A 21,994-nucleotide genomic window follows, 5' to 3' on the forward strand; every position below is an offset into this window, starting at 1 on the left:
AGTAAGCAGTATTCAGGTTACTATTAGTAAGTAATTAAGTCAAACAGTATGACCTGAACCTTTCAATCCAATAACTGGACTTTAGGGGGCTTTTAAAATTTTTTAAGGGAGACAGAAAGAAAGGATGCCCGTTTCCACGGTACATCCTCATTTAGTCTTTTCAGTCACTAACTCATACCATTTCGCCGTTTGTTTAGAATTCTTGCTATTGATAAAGATCTTGTCTTGATCCGTTTTTATGAATAAATAAGGCTGGGAATCTTTGTGGATAAAGAGCAGGCTGCTCCCGTAATCCGTTACTTTGAACTGTCCCTTTGCCAACGTTGCAAGGCCGAAGCCATTTTCCTTCCAGGTCACTTCGGGCATTTCCTCGAGAAGTTCCACATGCCGAATTTCTGCGTAGTCCCATTCCTCGCCATACATGCCTGTAATTTCAAAAGAATCACCATTGTCCTTTAGTTCAAAGTCCTGATACCCCAAAATGTAAAGGCCGACGACAAACCCAATCGTTCCAATGGCGAGAAGGCTACTGAAGATGTAGCTTCGCTTCCGCTTTTCCCTGACTTCATATTTTGACAGATAAACTAGACCGCCGAGTAAGAATAACATCATGAAGCCAAACTGGACTTCCAGCGAATATGGAAAAGAGGTAAAGCTTAAAGGCAGCAAAATGACCATTCCCGCTGCTGTGGCGAGCATCAGCTTCCCGACCCTTTGTGGATAGCCATTCATGATTAATTGCTTCTGCTCATCCTTCGGTTTGCCATTGAAATTGGATATCAGCCAGTACCATTCCCTTTTCACAATCGCCCAGCCGAAGAACAGGAACAGAAGGATCATAAACAGCTGGATCCCAATGAATAATGTCATCAAAAACACCTCCAGAACAATTCCTTTTCTAATAATACGGATTGCAAGGAACACAAGTTTCACTTACGGACAAAAATTAGGTGATTGAGGGGAGAAGTGTCCGTCATGGTCCCGATGACGGACAGAAATTTGATATTTATGAACAGAAGTGTCCGTAATACCCATGATGACAGACAGAAATTTGATTTTTAAGAAGAAAAGTGTCCGTCATAGAATCATTACGTTGCTTCTCCATACTTGCTAATTCATTTTATGCTAAAAAATAAAAGCTGCCGGTTACAAGCGGCAGCTTTTACAGTTAGTGATTCATGAGCTTATGCTTTGCTCGGTTTCCGCGGAGGCTCTTAGATTGCGTGAGCCCAGGAAGAAGATTGCGGTCATGACGATCGACAATGCACCGAACATGACGCTCATATTCTGGAGCCCGACTGCATCGAGAAGGAATCCGGTCATCAACAGGACAACCTGGAAGAAGACACGGTCCATCATATTCCGGAACGAGAAGAAACGGCCGTGGAAGTCTTTAGGCACTCTTGTCTGGAAAATGGTCGCGGCCGTCGGGAAGAAGCAGCCTACAGAAAATCCGAACATCAGAAAAGAGATGATTGTCAGGATTGGCTGATTGGCAAAATAGAGCATTAGCTGGGAGAAGCCAATCAGCATCGAGCTTGCAAACAAAATTTTGTATGGTGAGAATTTATAGCTGATTCGTTTGATTAAAAAAGCACCGCTCATGAAGGCAAGTCCTTCGGCAGTATAGATCCAGCCTTTTATGGCGCTGCTGTCCTGGAGTTCACTGATATTGATGACAACCAGGTTGAAACCTCCCAGGAAAATGAGTGGAATCAGGGTCAAAATAAGGGTCATCATGACGATCGGCAGCTTGACGATGATAGGGAATACATCTTTGAATCCTTGCTTTTGCTGGCTGCCTTTGACTGAAGAATCCTTTTTATTTTCGGCAAAATCTAAGAACCAGGTCAGTCCGAAAAGGACGATATATGCCGCCATCGATAGCAGATACACAGCATTCAAGGGAATGACCACAAGTAAAATCCCTGCAGCGGCAGTTCCGATAATCCGCGATAATGTGGACACATTCATATGGACTCCGTTCAGCTGCAATAAGTCCTTCTCGTCGACAACAAGCGGAATCGCTGCCTGTAATGCCGGAAAGTAGAAAGCAGCGGAAATTTGCAGTAAAACGAGAAATACAAGCATCCACCATACTGAACTGGTTTGAATGGCAATCAGCATGAAAACGACACTGATGACCCGTACGAAGCCTGAAATCAGCATGACCGTCCTTTTGCTGTATTGATCCGTCAATCTCCCTGCGAGCGGGCCAACGGCTATCCCGGCCAGCAATCCCGCGGCAAGCAACAGTGATTTTAAAAAGTCAGAAGGAATCTGTTCCTGCATGAATTCAAGGTTACCAATGATCCCAAGCCACAGTCCTAAACCGGCAATAAACTCTCCGGTCAATAAAATCCAGACATTCTTATTTCTCCACATATCTATGCCTCTCGGTTTCATTTATTTTTATCCTCTACACCATTATGAAATAATTACAAATCTTCGTAAAGCTAAATATTTTTACTGTGCATGTTAATAACGTTGAGAATGTAAAAAAAGATATGGGCATATGAAATTTACACTATGAAAAGGATATAATTTCATTCTTTTGTACGAGTTTCCAGTGTTGATTTCCGGGAAATGTATATGGATATGAAAAAAAGGAGGTGCTACTTTCAAGACCGCTGGAGTTGATCATACATACAAGTTGAATAGAAATGGGAGTGGAGTTTTTGAAGAAGTATTTGAAAAGCCTGACAGCTGCTTTCTGTGCTTTGGCTGTGCTTGGTTTTGGGCAGACAGGAGCACAGGCAGCCACGATCGGAATGGGGTCGGTCGGGTCAGACGTTACATATGTTCAATCGGTTTTGAAGAAGCTCGGGTATTTTAATGCGGCGACAACGGGATACTTTGGACCAGTTACTACTGAAGCGGTGAAGGAGCTGCAAAGGGACTTTGGTCTCGAACAGGTTGGAGGCGTCGGCCCGAAGACATTAAGGCTTATCCAGGAAATCGAGACGATGGCCCATGTGGTTTATGGAGAAGCCAGGGGTGAGAGTTATCAGGGACAAGTAGCTGTAGCTGCAGTGATTTTAAACAGAGTTGATTCTGCTGACTTCCCTGATAGCGTCCATGATGTCATTTTTCAGAAAAATGCTTTTACAGCGGTGAATGATGGACAGTTCAATCTTCAGCCGAATGATACAGCGTACCAGGCTGTAAAGGATGCTCTTCTTGGTTGGGATCCTTCTTATGGTTCTGTTTATTATTATAATCCTAAGCTTGCGACAGATCACTGGATTTTTACGAGGACAGTGACCAAACAGATAGGCAATCATTCCTTTGCATATTAAAGCGTTAAGCATCGGTTTCCTTAGAAACCGGTGCTTTTTATGCATTCAGAGGTAAAAAAAGGCACAGAATACTGTTAAGTAAGGACGACTCGAATTTCGCTGCCCGGATGTGCAAAACAGATTCTTTAAAAAGCTAAATCAGCGAGGACGGCGTTGTAAGTATTTCAATCTAGGAGGAATCGGGATGGAAAAGAAGGACAAACAATTCAAGTTAAGTTATGAATCCGATGGAAAAATGAATAAGAAGAAAAACGAGGAAAAGAAGAAGAACAAGAGTGCAAACTTTTTTAATTCAACGCCTGACAGTGAATAATGGCATCGAAGGAGCGCGAAAATGGCTGAAGAACGGATTGAAAGGGCTACAGAAAAAGATTTGCCTGTCATCGGCTCAATGTTTGCGGATTGCAAAGAGTACCTTGAGTCGAGAGGCATTCTGCAATGGGATGAACAGTATCCCAACCATGAGTATTTTGAGAACGCAATGCAGGGGGAAGAGTTGTTTGTATTGAAAAAAGGAGAGAACACCATTGGAGTGATGGTTCTCGACGAGTGGCAGGCTCCGGAATGGGAGAATGCTGATTGGTCTGAAACAGAAGGCATGCCGCTGATTCTTCATTCATTCTGTGTAGACCCATCTGCACAGGGCGGCGGGTATGGCAGCAAAATGCTGCAGTTTGCCGAGGACTTTGCAAAGGATCACGGATATGGTGCGCTCCGGCTTGATACATATTCCGGAAACGAAGGAGCAGTCAGCTTTTACGAAAAAAGGGGTTATAAGGTTACCGGAAAAGTAATGATGAATGGAAAGCCGGAAGGACATGAGTTGTATATTTGCTTTGAAAAATTGTTCTAAAATAGATAAAAACCCTGGCTTCACTATAAATGGAGTGGAGTCAGGGTTTCTTTGTTTTATAGTTTTACCATGACTTCAGTACCGTCATGTAAACGGGCATCAACAAGCACGGTTCCTTTATGATTGCCCAGTTCGCGGATCATTTCATTCATCAGCTGCTTGTTCAATATAGTATCGAAAATTGCAACGGGAACATGTCTATGTTCAAGATCCTGATCCGCCCATTTGTGCATATGGTTCCTGAATTTTTCAGATGCAAGAATGGAACTGGCCGCTTTTAAAATTGTGTAAGGAATAGGGAGGGAGAATGCAATCTTGTTAGAGGTTCTGATTTTTATTTTCATCATGGTTTTATTCAATGACGACTTTAACTGTATCGCCGTTTGCTGATTGGATGTCAACGATGTTCCCGTCCAGCTCATTTTCGATTGCATCGATCAGCATGTTGATATCGAGATCTTTGACGTATTGTTGGGATTGAGGGATGCTTGAAGCGATGCTGTGTCCTGTTTTGAGAAGGGCTTTTACTAGCTTGATCGGTACATTGACATTAACATTGTCACTTTCCTTGGATACAACACGGATTTTTAGTGTTTTATCTAAGTATTTATTTTGTTTGCCAGGTAAGACAGAGGTTTCTTTTTCCTTGAGCACAGCGATCAGCTGGGCACCTTTTTCGGAATCGATTTTTCCTTCTTGTACCATCGTTAATATCCTTGAAATTTCTTCACTCATCACAATTTCCTCCTATTCACCTTTTAAGAGTTTGATTGCATCTTCTGGAGATATTTCACCCTTCTCCAGCATCGTAACAATTTTCTTTTCATCCGTTTCATTTTTCTTTTGAGTGTCATATCCTAGGGCAGTGATAATATCGTTAAGCTTTCCCCGGACAGTCGGATAGGAAATTCCGAGCTCTTTTTCCACTTCTTTAATATTTCCTCGGGATACAAGGAAGATTTCGACGAAATGAAGCTGTTCCTTTGTTAAAGAAGCAAGTCTTGATAGTTCAAATTCATTTTCAATGGTTGTATCACAGTGATTGCATTTTAGCTTTGTGATTTTTAGGGTTTGGCTGCAAACAGGGCAATTTGTTAGTACAGGATATGCCATGACTGCCTCCTTTCGGTGTTATTAAACTTATAATATATATCATAATTAAAAATGTAAATATAATTTTAAAAAATAATTAATAAATTCAATTTTATTATTAAAAATATAAAAACCTGTCCTATGATATTATCCCCTTTAAGTAGACATTCAAAAAAACCTCCATGGTACCATGGAGGTAAGAATGGATACTTGGAGGGGATTTTTCTATGGCTAAGAAAGGACAACAGTTTCAACGTTATACAAATGAATTCAAACAGAAAGCAGTATTAACATACGTTAATGGATCTAAAAGTTATAAGGTAGTGGCCGAAGAGTTAGGGATCCGCAATTGTACACAGCTTAAAGTATGGGTAAAGAAGTGGATGAACGGACAGTCATTTGATGAGCGGCGTGGAGTATCAAACCCTTTAAAAGGAAGGCCACGTACTAACTTTAAAACGGTGGAAGAAGAAAGAGATTATTTGAAGGCACAGGTAGAATACTTAAAAAAGCAGTATCCAAATCTGGTAAAGGAGGAGAAGACATCACCCGTCAGGCAAAATATGAAATCATTGAAGGGTTAAGGGGGAAATACCCTGTCACCTGGTTAATGGAAATCGCCAGAATCAAGCGTGCCTCTTACTATAAGTGGAAAGCAACTCTGCCACAACGCGAGGAAAGGTTCAAACAAGAACAGGATGTACGAGAACATATAATGGCCATTCATTTTATTCATCCAGAGTTCGGGCGTCCTCGAATAACAGATTGGTTAAAGGAAAGTGACTTTTTGATCAACCATAAAAAAGTGTACAGGTTGATGAAGGAGATGGGCATACAGTCGGTGATCCGGAAGAAAAGGAAACGCCATGGCCATACACCTTCAGTTATATGTCCAAATCGCCTAAAGAGAAATTTCAAAGCGGTGGGTCCAAATCAGAAAATGGCAACAGATATCACATATGTTTCTGACGGCAAAGAGTTTTATTACCTGTCGGTCATTCAAGATCTATTCAACAATGAAATCGTGGCATGGCAAATATCCAAACGAAATGATTTAGAACTCGTATTAAAAACTGTTGATGAATGGACAAATAAAAAGGACGTAGCTGGAGCCGTTCTCCATTCGGATCAAGGCTTCCAGTATACGTCCAAGACATACAACAATAGGTTAGAGACATTCGGCGTCAAGGGCAGCCACTCTCGCAAAGGAAACTGCCTTGATAACGCATGCGTAGAATCATTCTTCTCACATCTCAAATCCGAAAAGTTGTATATAGCACAGTGTAAATCAGAAGAGGAAATACGGCAAGCAATCGAAGAATTCATCTATCATTACAATTACAAACGGACTCAAAAGAAATTAAAGAAACGCGCGCCGATTGAGTATCGACACGCGTTAGCTGCGTAGCTTTTTTGTCTTGTCTACTTGACGGGGTCATGACCACTAATTAAATCAAGACAGGTTTTTTATATTAATTGCGAGGATCGACATAATCCGGGTAATCCGTAATAATGCCATCCACCTTCATATCAATCAGGAATTGAGCTGCTTCCGGGCTTCGTACTGTCCAGGATTGGATCTCCATTCCAAGACTGTGGACTTTATCGACAAGTTCCTTTGAAACGAGTCCATAACTTGGATTGAACAAATCAGCGTATTTTGCGAATTCCAGAAGGGCGGCTTCCGTTGTATGGAGACTTGAAGAGGTTAAGACGCCAATCGGTACTTTTGGAAGCAATGCATCCATCTTTTTCATGGATTCAAAGTTAAAAGATTGGATGATAATCTTGTCATTTTGCGGCTTGTCCAGGTTTCTTTCCTTCAATTCATGCGCAACTGCTTCTTCGATTCCAGGATAAAGCTCAGGTGCCTTCAATTCTATCAATATGCCAATTTTCCCGTGATAGCGGTCGAGTATTTCATCGAAGGTAGGAATCTTTTCACCGGCAAATTGCTCGCCTTTGAAGCTCCCGGCATCAAGGCTGCGTAGTTCTTCAATTGTCAGCTCGCCAACTTTGCCAGTGCCATCTGTTGTCCGATCTACAGTAGTATCATGAATGACAACCAATTCGCCATCCTTGCTGCGCTGAACATCAATTTCAATGTAATCAGCCTTCATTTCCAGTCCCTTATCAAATGCGGCGATTGTGTTTTCTGGTGCATAACCTGCAGCCCCGCGGTGGGCGACAGTGTCGAACTGCCTTAATTCACCTGTTGTAGGTTCGGCAGCTAGTGCCTGCTGGAATGGACTCAGCATTAGGGTTAGTGCAAATCCTGTTCCGATTAATGTTCTCTTCATTTCTCCATCTCCTCCGCATAATTTATGTAACAATGCTAGTTTAGCGGAGAAATGTTTAGCGCCTATGTCATTTCTGTTTAAAAAGAGTAATGGAATTATGAATTTATTCAGTTATATTTTCTTAGTTTCATTTACATTGGATGGGTAAATTGTGCCTATAGTTCAATCCGCATCAATTTGCTGACGTCTTTGAATCCAAGTTTTTCGTACAAGTGAATGGCTTTTTCGTTAAAGGAAAAGACATTCAGTCGGACATCATCATAGCCAAGGTGCTTGAATTCCACCAGGCTTTGTTCAATCAAAGATTTTGCGATACCATTCTGCCTGTACTCTTGTTTTACATACACATCATTGATCCAGCCGATCTCCTTATGCGTGAACCAGTCCAGGCTTCGGTCGATCAGTACCCAGCCAGCCAAAGACTCCTGACTTCTGGCAACAAGGAAGTAAGCTCCATGTTCGAGGGAATCCTTATAGGATGCTATCATCTTTTCTTTGTTATCATCTGCCTGAATCCTCGTAGCCTCTGATCTATTAACACCCGCCATGCTAAAAATCTCCTGTAATTCAGGTCCGTTTGCTTTGCCGTATTCTATTTCCATTTGATCACCTATATTTATTGGAATATTTGGATTAAACCCAATTTTACGAGTTTAAAAGGTATATATCCAGAGTTAACTATAGTAGAATTTTTAATACATCATATTACATATAAAAACTGAGAAACGAGGTCTGCTACATGAAAGTTCTTATCTCCGGCTTTGAGCCGTTTGGCAAAATGAAGATTAATCCAACTAAGGAATTGTTGCTGGAAGCTGAAAAGTTTGAAATTGAAAATGTGGTAATCTCCACGATCCTATTGCCGGTTAATTACGATGAGTGTGCGGAAGTGTTAATCAATAAGATCGGCGATATCCAGCCTGATGTAGTGATTTCCTGTGGACTGGCAGCAGGCAGGGCGGCGATTACTCCAGAGCGAATCGGGATCAATGTGAAGGATACAGGTTCCGGTGATCCTTATCCAGATAATAAAGGCAAGATCCCAACAGATGAAATGATCGACGAAGAGGGACCGGACGGCTTGTTCGCAACCTTGCCCAACCGTCTTATTGAGAAGAACCTAAAGGAAATGAACATTCCTGCTGCGGTGTCGAACAGTGCCGGTACATTTATATGCAATAACACCTTATATGCTGTTTTAAATCATATCCGGAAAAATAATCTGCACATCAAGGCTGGATTTATCCATTTTCCTGCATCGACTAAAATGTCAGCACTTAATCCATCATTGCCTTCATTGCCCCAGGAAACAATGACTCAAGCATTGAAGGCAATTGTTAAAACCTGTGCCATGGTTGGAGTGCGGGAGTAAGAGAAAGTACTTTAACATTTTTAGAAAAGGAGGGTTGGCATGGAGTTTGTAATCTCTCCTCTGGGTGACTTGGCGGTAGTGTTGTCATTTGGTAATGAAATTAATGAAAAAACGAATAGGCAAATACAACTCTTCGTTAACAAATTGGAAAATGAAAAGGTTAGAGGCATTGTAGAATGGGTGCCAGCCTATACGTCCCTGACTATTTATTATCAACCAGAAGTCATCACCTATGATTCTCTCAAAGCTGAGCTGGAAAGTGTCGGCAAGTCCACTTGGCAATCTGAACCAGACAGGCCGTTAGTCTATGAAATCCCTGTCTGTTATGGAGGCGAGTGGGGACAGGATTTGGCGTATGTCGCTGAATACCATGGCCTCGACGAACAGGAAGTCATTCATCTGCATTCAAATAGGGAATACCTCATCCATATGATGGGATTCATGCCGGGGTTCCCGTATCTTGGAGGCTTGCCGGAAAATCTGGCTGTTCCAAGACTTGAGATTCCCAGGAAGAGCGTGATCCCTGGTGCTGTCGGGATTGGCGGGAACCAGACTGGTATCTATCCTGATGACGTTCCATCTGGCTGGAGAATTATCGGCACCACACCTGTTTCCTTCTTTGATCATGAAAAAGAAAACCCATTTTTGTTCAGTTCCGGGCATTATATAAAATTTGTGCCAATCAATCAGGAGCAATTTACTGCGATAAAGCAAATGGGGAGAGATTATCAGGTGAAGACTTACAACAAGGGGTGATGGAGAAGTGTTATCAGTTGATCTGAACAGTGATTTGGGAGAAAGCTATGGATTATATAAAATTGGGAATGACAAGGAAGTATTGCAACATATCACTTCCGCCAACGTTGCCTGTGGATACCATGCTGGCGACCATAATGTCATGATGGAAACCGTGAAAATGGCCGCAGCATATGGAGTGAAAATCGGCGCCCATCCCGGCTTCCCAGACCTGCACGGCTTTGGCAGGAGAGAAATGAAGCTTGATGCCGGGGAAATATACAATTTGACAGTCTATCAAATTGGCGCACTGACAGCAGCAGCGAAGGTTTGCGGTACAAAGGTAGCTCATGTGAAGCCGCATGGTGCACTGTACAATATGGCTGTGAAGGATAAAACTGTAGCTGAGGCAATTGCGCAGGCAGTCGCTGATGTCGATTCGTCCCTGGTGCTGTTCGGCCTGGCAAACAGTTGGCTGGTTAAGGCTGGAAAAGAAAAGGGGCTCATTGTGGCTCGAGAGGTGTTCGCAGACCGTACCTATCAGGCTGATGGCAGTCTGACACCCCGCTCCCAGGCCAATGCAATGATCCATGATGCAGATGTTGCCATCAAAAGGGTGATCCGGATGGTGAAGGAGGCAAAAGTTGAGGCTATTGACGGAACTGTAATTGACATCAAGGCAGATACAATCTGCATCCATGGCGATGAACCACAGGCATTGGATTTTGCTGTGAAATTGAAAACTGCTTTATCAGCAGAAGGAATTAAAGTCGGCAAAGGCTGGGATACCCGATGACAGAGCCTCTTTTCAAAGTCCTCAAGCCTGGCCTGCAGACAACTGTACAGGATATTGGGAGAACAGGCTATCAGCAGTATGGCATCAGTCCTTCTGGAGCGATGGATCCTTACTCCATGCAGATGGCCAATCTGTTGGTCGGAAACTCGTTTGGAGAAGCGGTGCTGGAATCAGCTGTCATCGGACCGAGGCTTGAAGCCTTGGCTGAGGCTTCAATCGCCATCTGCGGGGGTGACCTTGAGCCGATGGTGAATGGCAGCAAAGCGCCGATGTGGAAAAGCTTTGTTTTAAAAAAAGGAGATATCCTTTCGTTTGGAACAGCTAATAGCGGTGCAAGAGCATACATAAGTTTTGCCGGTGGAATCGATGTTCCGCTCGTATTAGGCAGCAAGTCGACCTTTATAAATGGAAAGCTGGGCGGCTTCAAAGGCCGTGCGCTGGAGGCGGGAGATTTAATATACGGGAACCCCTTTGTCAGGAAAAATCGCTTTCTACATAAAAGCCTGATTCCTGAGTACGCGAAGGAGATTGAAATTCGTGTGATCATCGGGCCCCACCAGGATAAATTTGCAGAGGCTGAAAAGGATCGTTTTTTATCAAGTGAATATAAGGTAACTTCACAATCTAACAGAATGGGATATCGGCTTGAAGGCCCCAGGCTGGAGACAATCGGCGGTTCTGACATCATATCCGATGCCATCCCGCTTGGAGGGATACAGGTGCCGGCCAACGGGCAGCCGATCATCCTCATGTCAGACCGGCAGACAACCGGTGGGTATGCCCGGATTGCTACCGTGGTCTCTGTTGATATTCCGCTGCTTGCACAGGCGATGCCTGGAACAAAGATCACCTTTAAAGAAATCACGGTAGGCGAAGCACAAGAACAGTACCTGAAACAGAAAAAACTATTCAAATACATGACTCATTAAAAATCCCTGCCCAATTGGTGCAGGGATTTTTGTTTAGGTCAAATATAGTATCAAGTTATATAAAGAGACTGTATAAAAAAGCTTCTCCCGGTAATAACTGATAAAATCAGGGTTTATGGGGAGAGAGGTATATGTATCTATTACTGGTAATCGCAGTCTGGATTTTTTTCGCTTATAAATTTGTTGATTGGTCACAATGGAAGAAACAGTACTCAACCATCTTGTTTTTTATGATGGTCAACCTTCTATACAACACTCTTTATTATAATCACACTCTATGGGCATTCCGCGGAATCACAGCTGATTGGCTGAACCACTCGATCATCAATATCGCGTTTACGTTTTTCATTTGTCCGGTAGGGTTGATGATCTATCTTCAGCGGTTTCCGGCAACAAGAAGAAACCAGGTGATCTATGTTGGTATATGGGTTACCTTTTACACAATTATCGAAGCTCTATTCGCTCACCGAGGGATGTACGTATATGATAATGGCTGGAACAGCTGGCATAACATTTGGCTGAATTTAATTTTGTTTGTGGTCCTATGGATACACTACCGAAAGCCGGTGATCGCATGGATCATTTCAGTCCCGCTTGCGATCATTTTTTATTTATTTTTTCCGTTTCCGCTGGATAGCCTAAAGTAAAAGAGGTGACTTAACTTGTTGATACAGAATGTATTGTCAGCACCGGTGTTTCTGGTGCTGCTATTCCTGACATATATCGGCATGTGGCTGTATATCAGCAGGCACGAGGTCAGGCGGGAAAATAAAGATAAATATTAAAGGTTTGCTGATTTGGAATAAATATAAAAATTAAGGAATACCAAGCTGAAATTCAGGAATAAATCCAAAAATTAAGGAATAAATAGCCTGGATTCAGGAATATATCCAAAAAATCAGGAATATCCAAGGTTCATGTTCCCTTATGAACGGCAAAAAACACGGCGGAAATGTTTCCACCGTGTTTTTTAATATCCAATTTCTTCTGATGTTTTAACAAATCGATCTTCAGGCTTCTTTTTCAGAACGAAAATGAGAGTGTAGGCAAGCAGCAGTCCAACCAGGAACACGACCGAGAATCCGTAAATGAAATGGTAACTTGTGTAGGCTGCGAGCAGCCCCAGTCCAGATGAACCTAAAGCCATTCCCAGATCCATGGAGGAGAAGTACATCGCATTTGCTGTTCCTTGTTTCTCCTTTGGCACCGCGCTTACCGCAAGTGCCTGAAGAGTCGGTGCTACTGTCCCGTATGCCAGCCCGTAAAATACCGCAGCGATTAGAAGTGTCATGGTATTTTGGGTGACGGCCAAAAGTGTCAGCCCAATGATCCCCGAAATTACAGCAGGGTAGATGATGAATTTGTGTCCAAATCGATCATATATCCTTCCGGAGAACGGCCTGATGACGACCATCACAATTGTCAGAACAAGAAAGAACAGTGAGATTGTTGCCCCTAAGCCCGCCTCTTTGCCTAACTCCCGCAGAAAGCTTACCACTCCGCCAAGCGTAATGGAGAAAAACGCTGTAAGAATTGCTGGTGTAAAAGCATGGCGGTCAAAGGCATGCTCCCTAAAATGGCCTTTCTGGATTGTCGCCATCTTTTTAGCTGGTTTACGCGGATCTTTAATAAAAAGGTTCAAAAGCAAGGTAAGGAGAGTCAGTCCAACCGAAAGAACGATAAGCAGGTTAAACGAAAACACCTGCAGCAAAGCCAGCGCCAGCATCGGTCCAAGACTTGTCCCTACACTGGTGGCCATTCCGTAATAGCCAATTCCCTCGCCCAATCGGTGGGCAGGGATGATATTCGTTGCCATGGTCGAGAATATCGTCGTGATGATCCCAAAACCAATGCCGTGGAAAATACGGAGCAGGAGCAGCAGAACCAGTGAATCCTGACCAAAGCTCAGGGCTACAGAAACGGCAATAAAGCCAAGAGAAATAAGGCTTAATTTCTTATTGTCCATCTTCTGCATCAAGGAAGGAACAAAAGGCCGGATTGCAATGGCGGAAACCATAAAGACAGTTGTCATCAGGCCTCCCTGGGCAGGATTGTTTTTAATGTCCGTGATGAAAGCGGGGAAGCCGGCAGTTAAAAGCTGCAGGCATAGGAAAAATAAAAAAGCCATTATCACAATGGCCGTAAACTGTGCTGTCCATAACTTGGATGTATTCACTTTATTGCCTTCTTTCTATTTGTTTTCCTCCAAAAGTTTCTCGATATTGGATTCGAGGATGAGTGAAACATTCCTGAATATCTCAAGGCGTTCCTCATCAATTCCATGTGTAATCTTCGTAAAAATCTCCTCCAGATAAGGAGTCACTTCCGCAGCGATTCTGGCGCCCTTTGGTGTGATCTTCACCAGGAAAGATCTCCGGTCCAGAGGATTTGCGATTCTTTCAACATTTTCTTGTTTGACGAGCAAATCCAAAATTTTTGTCAAAGTTGCCTGATCCTTATCGGATCGAAGCGATAATTCCTTTTGGGAAATCTCATCGGACTCGCTCAAAGTGCGCAGCACACTCCATTGTTCCGTTGTAATTTGATAAGGCTTTAAGTATAAGTTAATGATCCGCGTCAGTCTCTTGCTCAACCGAACCGAAGCAGAGCCGATTGCTTTATCCATAGAGTAATCCATAATCAAGTCCTCCTTAGTGCCTTTAAAAATAATATCATATTAAACTGGTTTGTGTAAATATAGTTTGTATACTAAATATATTTGTGTAAAAAAAGAATCGTATCCTTTGCCCCGGCCAGAAGGATGCTTAATAAATCTTCACCTCTTCAGAGATTCCTTTTGTTTCCTAATTCTAATTTTAAAAGGAGGAAAAAAGTACTTATTCATTAAATTTTTGTAACAGAAGAGGGGCTGAAAATGCATTGCATGCCATAGTGCTGCCGGGATGGACTTAGTCTGTTTACGGTAGGATTTATCGCTTCTGCAGGGAAAGGCCACATAGGACAGCTTCGACATAAGAAATAGCGATCAACATAAAAAAGGATGAGCGGAGTCGCTCATCCTTTTACCATTCTTTAGGCTCGTAATCCAGGTCGCTGAAAAGCTGCCTTTTTTCTTTCTTATTCAAATCACGCCATTGACCAATTGGCAGGTTCCCGAGATGGATATTCATGATTCGGATACGCTGAAGTCTGACAACTTGATATCCGAGGGTTTCGCACATGCGGCGGATCTGCCTGTTCAATCCTTGTGTAAGGATGATATTGAACTCGTATTTTGATAGTTGGACAACCTTAGCTGGAAGTGTTTTTGTCCCAAGGATCCTCACTCCTTCTGACATCGCCTTGACGAATTCTGGGGTGATCGGTTTGTCCACAGAAACGATATATTCCTTTTCATGCTTGTTTTCAGCCCGGAGGATTTCATTGACGATGTCCCCGTCATTCGTAAGAAGAATTAAGCCTTCGGAATCCTTATCAAGTCGTCCAATATTGAAAATCCTCAGCGGGTGATTGACGAGGTCGATGATATTGCCCTTCACATGCCTTTCCGTCGTACTTGTGATACCGACCGGTTTATTCAAAGCAATATATACATAATTTTGCGCCACCCTGATCTCTTCGCCATTAAGCTTAACGACATCGCCTGGCTCAACCTGGCTGCCGATTTTCGCTACTTTTCCATTGATTGTCACGCGGCCTTCCTCGATGAGACGGTCAGCTCCGCGCCTCGAAGTTTTTCCTGTTTCGCTGATGAATTTATTGATACGCAGGGTAATCCCATCCTTAAATATGAAGTATATATTTAAGGATATTCCACTGCAGATACATTTTCAAGCTTTCCTAATGTCAGCCATAATAAATACATACAGTGACTTCGGTGCGATTTATATTATAATGTAAAAAAATGCTTGGATATGGAGGAACTATATTGGTAGACGTCCTGACAGAAATAGTAATTAAATCCCCGGTTGAAACGGTATCAGAATATGCAGCGAATCCTGATAACGCCCCCGAATGGTATGTGAATATTGATCGTGCTGAATGGCTTACAGAGAAACCGCTGAATCTGGGTTCGAAAATCGCTTTCAAGGCAAAGTTCCTTGGCCGGGAACTGTCATATGTCTATGAGGTCATAGAGTATGTACCGGGCAAAAAATTGGCGATGCAAACCTCAGAAGGCCCATTTCCTATGAAGACGACATATATATGGACTATAATTGATTCAAACACAACAAGGATGACACTGAGGAACCAGGGGGAGCCATCAGGTTTTTCAAAACTGGTTTCACCTTTTATGGCTTCGATGATGAAAAAAGCAAATAGGAAGGACCTAAGAAAATTGAAAGAGATAATAGAAGGGTAAAGAAAAGCATCAAAGAAGGGAATGACTTCTTTGATGCTTTTTTACTGTCCCGTGCATACCTTACTAAAAAACAGAAGGTGTGTGCTGGGATGAATGACGAAAGGTTAGACAGAATTTCACTGCCAAAGGATGCTGGGCCACACGGAGACTCAAATATTGAATGGTGGTATTTTTTCTCTTTTTTGAAGGGGGACAGAGGCGGCAGGTATGCGGTGATGGCATCTTTTTTCCGCGTAGGCGAGCTTGAGATTGGCAAAGGGCATTATATCATCCATACTTTGATCGACCTGAACAGGAAAAAGCGCTTCAATTTTTCAAGTTTCGATTCAAAGGTGAGGCTTGCGATGCTAGCCATGTATCTGCCTTTTTACCTAGTGCTCCATCCTGCTGATAAAAGGATCTGGAGATTATATAAACAATTGCTTAAGGGCGATATACCTGCACCTCATAAAATGTTGGAGACTGCGAGAATCAATCAGCATCCCCCTGAATTGACTTATGGAAGCCACAAGCTTAGCTTCAAAGGGGAAGAGGCTATTGGCTTCGAGGTGCTTTTGAAAGAAGGGAATTCAGAAGTGGGGCTTGAATTCACACCAATGAAGCCTGTGGCAATGATAGGCGGTGATGGAAAGCCTGATGATTTGTACTATTACTCTACTACCAGGAATTCTGTGAATGGAAGAATCAATCTATCTTCGGTAACAGAAAATGTAAGCGGCACCGGCTGGTTTGACCATCAATGGGGGCGTGATTATTCCTTAGTAAAAGGAGCAGGCTGGGACTGGTTTGGGATCCAGCTTAGCGATGGTCGTGAGCTGCTGCTCAATCAAATGTCATCCGGTAAGCCGATGGCGAATGTCATTGAAAAGGACGGAAGTATTCGTTTTACAAGGAACATATCTTTTCAAAAAATAAAGTACTGGAAAAGCCTGAAGACAAATGCCAGGTATCCAGTAGAATGGGAGATTCGCATTCCCGATTTCGGCATAGAACTTCATGTCGAAGCAGAATTCCCTAACCAGGAAATGCTGATCATTGGCCCCATACAGGCTATTTGGGAAGGAACATGTAAAGTAATCGGCAGGGAAAAGCTGTCTGATGGAAAGAGCAGGCCGCTGCACGGAAGGGGTTTTATGGAGCTTGTGGGATATGCGAATTGAAATGGGAACCTTGCCTCCTGCAGCAAGGTTTTTTGTTTTCCTGTTGATGAAGAGTTTTGGTGGATTCGCTCAATAAAGGATTAAAGATCCCCGAAATGGTCTAAATAAGTAAGGAAAGAGTTGGTAACTGAGGGGATGGGAAGCTTTGGTGAGAAAAGTTGTTTTGCGAATTAGGGAAAGTATGTGGCTGAAGCCGGTTATTTATAGTGTGGTGGCTTTCCTGCTGGCATTGGCCGTGATTTATATTGATCACAATGAACTGGCACAGGGAATAGTTCCTTCGTTTTTGCTGACGAATGTAGATTTGGCCCAGACGATTTTGGGTTCAATTTCTGGTGCTTTGCTTACGATGACGACGATTACTTTTTCAACCATCATGGTTGTGCTGACTACATATTCATCTCAATTTTCCCCAAGGACACTGAGTAATTTCGTTGAAGATCCTGTTACGCTGCGGGTGCTTGGTATCTTCATGGGAGGCTTTGTCTACTCCATTCTGTCGCTCCTGTTCATGAGTGAGACTTGGTATGAGAGCGAGGTGATCTCGGCTACAGTTGGAGTTGTCATTGCGTTCATTTGTCTCGCATTCTTCGCCTATTTTATCCATAATGTCGCCACATCCGTCCAGGTCAGTACGCTGATCAGGGAGATTACGGAAGGCGCATTAAAAGTTATCAAAAGGCAGGAGGAGACACTGGATAGTGAATACACAAACGTGATTGATGACAGGAAGGATGCAGGTTTCACCTATGAATTTGTTCGGGATGTAAAATGCAGAGGGTTCGGTTATGTCCAGTTGACGGACTATCAGGGACTATTGGGATATGCAACTGAAAACGAACTTGGGGTTGAAGCCAATTTCCTGAACGGTGATTTTCTGACAGAAGACAGCATTGCCTTCAGGGTCCACCATAGTGGCAAGGTGGATGAGGATATTGAAGCTATCTTGAATCAATACTTGAGGCTGGGGAAAGAACGGTCATCAATCCAGGATCCTGAATTTGCGCTCCAGAAGATCGTGGAGGTAGCCTTGAGGGCCATCTCACCTGCTGTTAATGACCCGAATACCGCCAGAGTCTGTATTTCCTATTTAGGTATGGCATTGTCGCATCTTTGTCGAGTCCGTTCCAACGGACGGTATATAGCTTATTATGATCAAGGTCTGCAGCCAAGAATAATCGGGAAGCAGAAACGCACGATGGATATTTTATATTTATCCTTTTATCAAATTGTCCATTATGGGAGCCAGGACTTTTCCATTCTTACTGCTTTGATTGACGCTTATCTGCTGATTGGAAAAACGGCGGATGAATCCTTGAAGAAGCACGTATGGGAGCTGTATATTTACAGCATGCAAAAGTTCGATTCAAGTGAGTTGAAGGAACTTGACCAAATCTATCTGAATGAGAAAAAACAGCAACTATCTACAGTGCTGGGAATCGCACTATAGAGTCATATGGTTTTTTTAGACAGGAAATGACAAAATTCATCATTTTTCCGTGTCATTTGTAATAATCTCGTTGTGCCCTACTGCGGTTGTTTGTTATTTTAGTAGTAGAACTTTTTAAAATTTCCAACAGATATTGCGGTGTGGTACAGGAGGATCTATTTTAAATGGGCAATGAAGGAAAGATACAACGATTGACCGGCTTTTCGATAATTATATTTCTTCTGTTAGCGGAGCTGGTTGATTGGTCAACTTCGTTTTATTTTTCCATTAGTGAAATGGAAGGGTTCTTGATTGATCTGGCCGTGTCCATTGTTTACATCTCAGTGGTCTTCCTTGTGATTAAAGGATTAAGAACTGGAGCAGAGGATCTGGATGGCCACAAAAAACGGCTGAAAAACATATTTGATACCCTGGATGTTGCAATTTGGTCCCATGACCTGAAGACGGACACACTTCTGATCACAAGTGGAATTGAAAAATTATACGGACATTCATCTGAGGAATTTTATCACGATAATACACTATGGAAAAAGGTCATTCACCCTGAGGATATCCACATTTTAGCGCAAAGGGAAGAGGGATTGTCGAGAGGGGAAGCAGTCACCAGTATCTATCGGATCATACGGCCTGATGGAGAGGTGCGCTGGATCCAGGACAGAGGCATTCCTGTCATTGATGAGAACGGAAACTTCGTGGATTTTACGAGTGTCCTTTTCGATATAACCAACCGAAAGGAAAGTGAGGGACGATATCGCAGCCTTGTGGAAATGTCCCCTGATTTGATCGCGGTGTACAGCAGAGGGAAGCTGGATTATATCAATGAAGCCGGCTGCAAGCTTTTTAAAGCGAAAAGCCCCGAAGAACTGGTCGGGCAGCCGATTTCAAGGCTGATCCCGCCTGAAGTTCTTTCTCATATAAAAAACCGAGAGTTGACAATAGGCGAAGAATTTGAAGAAAAATTGTGGTTCGAATTCAAGGCAACCCAGTTGGATGGACAAGCAATCGAGGTAGAGATGTCGGCGATGCCGATTTTATATGAAGGAAGGATGGCTGAACAGATTGTCGGCCGGGACTTGACGCAGCGGAAAAAGGCGGAAAAAACCATCAAATATATGGCTTACTACGATGTGCTTACCGGTCTGCCGAATCGGAACATGGTCAGGAAGCACCTGAAAGATTCGCTATCAAAAGGGAATGAAAGGGTCGCTATACTGTTCCTTGACCTTGACCGTTTCAAGATTATCAATGATACAAAGGGCCACCGTTTTGGCGACTTATTGTTAAAGGTCGTCGCGAGCAGACTGAAAAATGCAGTCAAAGAGCAAGGCCTTGTTTCACGCCAAGGCGGTGATGAATTCATCATCGTCCTTAAAGATCTTGGGAAAGATCAAGTCAGTAAAATCGCTGATAGGATTCTTGAAGAATTTGGTAGGGGAATTACAATCGAAGGCCAGGAATTCTTTGTGACCCCAAGTATTGGCATCAGCATGGCACCAGAAGATGGCCAGGATGAGGAAACACTGATCAAGCATGCGGATACGGCAATGTATCTCGCAAAGGATAGCGGGAAGAACAATTACCAGTTTTACACGAACCAGCTCCACGGTCTTTCCTCACGTAAAATGGAGCTGGAGAACGGCCTGAGGAAAGCGCTGGAGCAAAATCAGCTAGCACTTCATTATCAGCCACAGATTCATCTGGAAACTGGGGAAATCATTGGTGTGGAAGCACTTGTGCGTTGGATCCATCCGGAGAAAGGGATTATTTCACCAGCTGAATTCATTTCCCTTGCTGAGGAAACGGGATTGATCGTCCCGCTTGGGAAATGGGTGCTGGAAAATGCGGCATTCCAAAACAAAGCGTGGCAGGAGAAAGGCTATAGCCCGATACCGATGTCAGTCAATATTTCAGTGCGACAGCTCCAGGAAGATCGTTTCATTGATAGTGTAAAACAGGTGCTGAGCGATACGCAGCTGTCTCCAAAGTTTCTTGATTTTGAAATTACAGAAAGCGTCATGCAGAACAGTGAGAAGACAGCGTTGATCCTTGGTCAGCTGAAGGAGCTGGGCATTACGCTTGCGATTGATGATTTTGGCACCGGATATTCATCCTTAAGCTTACTAAAACATTTTCCAATAGATAAAATAAAAATCGATAAATCCTTCGTTGACGATATCATCCACCATTCCAACCAGGGAGCGATGGTCAAGACCATCATTGACATGGGGCATAATCTGCAATTCGATGTTATTGCTGAAGGCGTCGAGGAACAGGAGCAGGTTTCATTTTTACTCAAAAATGGCTGCAAGGTCGGACAAGGCTATCATTTCAGCAGGCCGCTTCCAGTCAAGGAAATGGAAGAGTTGCTTCATAAAAATATGAGACATGTAGACATTCTGCAATAGCAGAGTATCTTTATTTTGTCGTCGTTAACGGACATTTTTTCGAACAGATTGTAAATAATAATCTGGATGTTTAACAGAAGACCGTTTAGGCTATTACACTTTCGTAAACTAAAGAAGGAGGAGTACATTCATGAATGAAAAATACAGACCATTATTTGAAACTTTTACTTTTCGGAATGGGATTAAGCTGAAAAATAGACTTGTCATGGCTCCGATGACCAATTTTTCATCGAACGAGGATGGAACTGTGACAGAAGCAGAGGCAGAATACTACGCCCGCCGATCGCAAGGCGTCAGCATGGTAATAACTGCGTGTACATATGTAACCCGAAATGGGAAAGGGTTTCATGGAGAATTCGGTGCCGATACCGATGAAATGATCCCAAGCCTTAAGAAGCTGGCAGCTGCGATTAAAGCTGAAGGTGCTAAAGCAGTGCTGCAAATTTTCCACGGCGGCCGTGAGTGTCCTCCTGAGCTTGTGCCAAACGGTGATATCGTCAGTGCGAGCGATGTTCAGTCAGAGCGTAACAATGCGAAAGCACCACGAGCATTGACTGGGGAGGAAATTGAACACATTATTGCCGCGTTCGGCGAGACAACACGCCGGGCAATTGAAGCAGGCTTTGATGGTGTCGAGATCCACGGAGCCAACGGCTATTTGATTCAGCAATTCTTTTCACCTCATTCAAACAGACGTGATGATCAATGGGGAGGCTCCCTGGAAAAAAGAATGGCATTTCCATTGGCGATTGTTGATGAGGTAAAAAGAGTGACCGCAAAGCATGCAAAGGAACCGTTTATTGTCGGATACAGATTTTCGCCGGAAGAGCCTGAGGAGCCGGGTATTACGATGGCAGATACTCTGGAGTTGATAGATGCCCTGGCAGACAAGGATCTGGACTATTTGCATGTTTCTTTAAATGATTTCTGGTCGAAGCCAAGACGGGGTGTCGACGATGATCGTTCCAGAATGGAAATCATCCACGAGCGGGTCGGCAGCAAAGTCCCAGTCATCGGCGTTGGTTCACTATATAGTGCAGAAGATGTAATCAAAGCATTTGGTACAGGAGTCCCATTGCTTGCCTTAGGCCGCGAACTGATCATTGATCCAGATTGGGTAGAAAAAGTTGGAACGGGCCGTGAAGATGAAATTGAAACAAAGATCGACCCAGGAGCACAGGCCCGGCTTGTCGTTCCTGATCCATTATGGCAGGCAATCATCAATACACCAGGCTGGTTTCCAGGTATTCAATAAAATAATTGTGATGAAAAGAACCAA

25 protein-coding genes are annotated in these 21,994 nt (G+C 43.2%); 15 read left to right on the plus strand and 10 right to left on the minus strand.

The window, feature by feature from the left end; all coding sequences use genetic code 11:
- Window positions 1-147: 147 nt before the first annotated feature.
- Together RH061_RS04460 and RH061_RS04465 are read right to left on the minus strand one after the other, a co-directional pair.
- Window positions 148-870, minus strand: coding sequence for a DUF3784 domain-containing protein (locus RH061_RS04460; RefSeq protein WP_311074246.1), 723 nt, complete (start codon window positions 868-870; stop codon window positions 148-150).
- A 306-nt stretch (window positions 871-1,176) separates the two neighbouring features.
- Window positions 1,177-2,385: an MFS transporter gene (locus RH061_RS04465; protein ID WP_311074248.1), complete on the minus strand. Its 1,209-nt coding sequence runs from the start codon at window positions 2,383-2,385 to the stop codon at window positions 1,177-1,179.
- 284 nt (window positions 2,386-2,669) lie between these two features.
- Between RH061_RS04465 and RH061_RS04470 the strand changes: the two genes are divergently transcribed.
- From RH061_RS04470 to RH061_RS04480, 3 genes are all read left to right on the plus strand, one after another.
- Window positions 2,670-3,299 (plus strand): cell wall hydrolase, encoded by a 630-nt coding sequence (locus RH061_RS04470; RefSeq protein WP_311076265.1) that lies wholly within the window; start codon window positions 2,670-2,672, stop codon window positions 3,297-3,299.
- 184 nt (window positions 3,300-3,483) lie between these two features.
- Entirely contained in the window at window positions 3,484-3,612 is a 129-nt protein-coding gene (locus RH061_RS04475; protein WP_311074249.1) for a hypothetical protein, read from the plus strand.
- A gap of 21 nt (window positions 3,613-3,633) precedes the next feature.
- Entirely contained in the window at window positions 3,634-4,152 is a 519-nt protein-coding gene (locus tag RH061_RS04480; protein ID WP_311074250.1) for a GNAT family N-acetyltransferase, read from the plus strand.
- 56 nt (window positions 4,153-4,208) lie between these two features.
- Here RH061_RS04480 and RH061_RS04485 read toward each other — a convergent pair whose 3' ends face one another.
- The 3 genes from RH061_RS04485 to RH061_RS04495 are packed head-to-tail and all read right to left on the minus strand — an operon-like array spanning window position 4,209 to window position 5,265.
- Window positions 4,209-4,499, minus strand: coding sequence for a hypothetical protein (locus tag RH061_RS04485; RefSeq protein WP_311074252.1), 291 nt, complete (start codon window positions 4,497-4,499; stop codon window positions 4,209-4,211).
- A 4-nt stretch (window positions 4,500-4,503) separates the two neighbouring features.
- Entirely contained in the window at window positions 4,504-4,887 is a 384-nt protein-coding gene (locus tag RH061_RS04490; protein ID WP_311074253.1) for an SHOCT-like domain-containing protein, read from the minus strand.
- A gap of 12 nt (window positions 4,888-4,899) precedes the next feature.
- The gene (locus tag RH061_RS04495; protein ID WP_311074254.1) at window positions 4,900-5,265 is read right to left on the minus strand and encodes a DUF2089 domain-containing protein; all 366 of its coding nucleotides are present in this window, start codon (window positions 5,263-5,265) and stop codon (window positions 4,900-4,902) included.
- A 206-nt stretch (window positions 5,266-5,471) separates the two neighbouring features.
- Here RH061_RS04495 and RH061_RS04500 point away from each other — a divergent pair.
- Window positions 5,472-6,652, plus strand: a protein-coding gene (locus tag RH061_RS04500) for an IS3 family transposase (RefSeq protein ID WP_311070725.1) whose coding sequence is annotated in 2 segments (ribosomal slippage) — window positions 5,472-5,760 and window positions 5,760-6,652 — 1,182 coding nt in all. Because the reading frame shifts where the segments join, the coding sequence is not laid out codon by codon here.
- 64 nt (window positions 6,653-6,716) lie between these two features.
- Here RH061_RS04500 and RH061_RS04505 read toward each other — a convergent pair.
- Both RH061_RS04505 and RH061_RS04510 read right to left on the minus strand, forming a co-directional pair.
- The gene (locus RH061_RS04505) at window positions 6,717-7,544 is read right to left on the minus strand and encodes a glycerophosphodiester phosphodiesterase (RefSeq protein WP_311074256.1); all 828 of its coding nucleotides are present in this window, start codon (window positions 7,542-7,544) and stop codon (window positions 6,717-6,719) included.
- Window positions 7,545-7,699: 155 nt separating this feature from the next.
- The gene (locus RH061_RS04510; RefSeq protein WP_396654861.1) at window positions 7,700-8,092 is read right to left on the minus strand and encodes a GNAT family N-acetyltransferase; all 393 of its coding nucleotides are present in this window, start codon (window positions 8,090-8,092) and stop codon (window positions 7,700-7,702) included.
- 191 nt (window positions 8,093-8,283) lie between these two features.
- Here RH061_RS04510 and RH061_RS04515 point away from each other — a divergent pair, with 191 nt between their 5' ends.
- From RH061_RS04515 to RH061_RS04540, 6 genes are all read left to right on the plus strand, one after another.
- A complete protein-coding gene (locus RH061_RS04515; protein WP_311074259.1) occupies window positions 8,284-8,916 on the plus strand; it encodes a pyroglutamyl-peptidase I in 633 nt (210 codons plus the stop codon).
- 39 nt (window positions 8,917-8,955) lie between these two features.
- The gene (gene pxpB, locus RH061_RS04520; protein WP_311074261.1) at window positions 8,956-9,672 is read left to right on the plus strand and encodes a 5-oxoprolinase subunit PxpB; all 717 of its coding nucleotides are present in this window, start codon (window positions 8,956-8,958) and stop codon (window positions 9,670-9,672) included.
- Between the two features lie 7 nt (window positions 9,673-9,679).
- Window positions 9,680-10,447: a LamB/YcsF family protein gene (locus tag RH061_RS04525; protein WP_311074263.1), complete on the plus strand. Its 768-nt coding sequence runs from the start codon at window positions 9,680-9,682 to the stop codon at window positions 10,445-10,447.
- On the plus strand, window positions 10,444-11,376 hold the full coding sequence (locus tag RH061_RS04530) for a 5-oxoprolinase subunit C family protein (RefSeq protein WP_311074265.1): 933 nt from the start codon (window positions 10,444-10,446) through the stop codon (window positions 11,374-11,376). The genes RH061_RS04525 and RH061_RS04530 overlap by 4 nt, the downstream gene beginning before the upstream one ends.
- Before the next feature lie 131 nt (window positions 11,377-11,507).
- Complete coding sequence (locus RH061_RS04535) at window positions 11,508-12,023, plus strand: CBO0543 family protein (protein WP_311074267.1); 516 nt, start codon at window positions 11,508-11,510, stop codon at window positions 12,021-12,023.
- A 15-nt stretch (window positions 12,024-12,038) separates the two neighbouring features.
- Window positions 12,039-12,161, plus strand: coding sequence for a hypothetical protein (locus tag RH061_RS04540; RefSeq protein WP_311074269.1), 123 nt, complete (start codon window positions 12,039-12,041; stop codon window positions 12,159-12,161).
- Window positions 12,162-12,346: 185 nt separating this feature from the next.
- On the opposite strand, the gene RH061_RS04545 is transcribed toward RH061_RS04540, so the two are convergent.
- The 3 genes from RH061_RS04545 to rluF all read right to left on the minus strand — a co-directional run bounded on the left by RH061_RS04545 (window position 12,347) and on the right by rluF (window position 15,107).
- Window positions 12,347-13,552: an MFS transporter gene (locus RH061_RS04545; protein WP_311074271.1), complete on the minus strand. Its 1,206-nt coding sequence runs from the start codon at window positions 13,550-13,552 to the stop codon at window positions 12,347-12,349.
- Window positions 13,553-13,567: 15 nt separating this feature from the next.
- The gene (locus RH061_RS04550; protein WP_311074272.1) at window positions 13,568-14,014 is read right to left on the minus strand and encodes a MarR family winged helix-turn-helix transcriptional regulator; all 447 of its coding nucleotides are present in this window, start codon (window positions 14,012-14,014) and stop codon (window positions 13,568-13,570) included.
- Between the two features lie 385 nt (window positions 14,015-14,399).
- A complete protein-coding gene (gene rluF, locus RH061_RS04555; protein ID WP_311076268.1) occupies window positions 14,400-15,107 on the minus strand; it encodes a 23S rRNA pseudouridine(2604) synthase RluF in 708 nt (235 codons plus the stop codon).
- A gap of 158 nt (window positions 15,108-15,265) precedes the next feature.
- Between rluF and RH061_RS04560 the strand changes: the two genes are divergently transcribed.
- The 5 genes from RH061_RS04560 (at window position 15,266) to RH061_RS04580 (ending at window position 21,970) form a co-directional block, all read left to right on the plus strand.
- Complete coding sequence (locus tag RH061_RS04560) at window positions 15,266-15,700, plus strand: SRPBCC family protein (protein ID WP_311074273.1); 435 nt, start codon at window positions 15,266-15,268, stop codon at window positions 15,698-15,700.
- 89 nt (window positions 15,701-15,789) lie between these two features.
- Window positions 15,790-16,860 (plus strand): lipocalin-like domain-containing protein, encoded by a 1,071-nt coding sequence (locus RH061_RS04565; protein ID WP_311074274.1) that lies wholly within the window; start codon window positions 15,790-15,792, stop codon window positions 16,858-16,860.
- A 148-nt stretch (window positions 16,861-17,008) separates the two neighbouring features.
- Entirely contained in the window at window positions 17,009-18,310 is a 1,302-nt protein-coding gene (locus RH061_RS04570; RefSeq protein ID WP_311076269.1) for a DUF2254 domain-containing protein, read from the plus strand.
- A gap of 164 nt (window positions 18,311-18,474) precedes the next feature.
- A complete protein-coding gene (locus RH061_RS04575) occupies window positions 18,475-20,715 on the plus strand; it encodes a sensor domain-containing protein (protein ID WP_311074277.1) in 2,241 nt (746 codons plus the stop codon).
- Window positions 20,716-20,845: 130 nt separating this feature from the next.
- Window positions 20,846-21,970, plus strand: a complete 1,125-nt coding sequence (locus tag RH061_RS04580; RefSeq protein ID WP_311074278.1) for an NADH-dependent flavin oxidoreductase — start codon at window positions 20,846-20,848, stop codon at window positions 21,968-21,970.
- The last annotated feature ends 24 nt before the right edge of the window (window positions 21,971-21,994 follow it).

The organism is Mesobacillus jeotgali (assembly GCF_031759225.1).
Taxonomy (GTDB): domain Bacteria; phylum Bacillota; class Bacilli; order Bacillales; family Cytobacillaceae; genus Mesobacillus; species Mesobacillus jeotgali_B.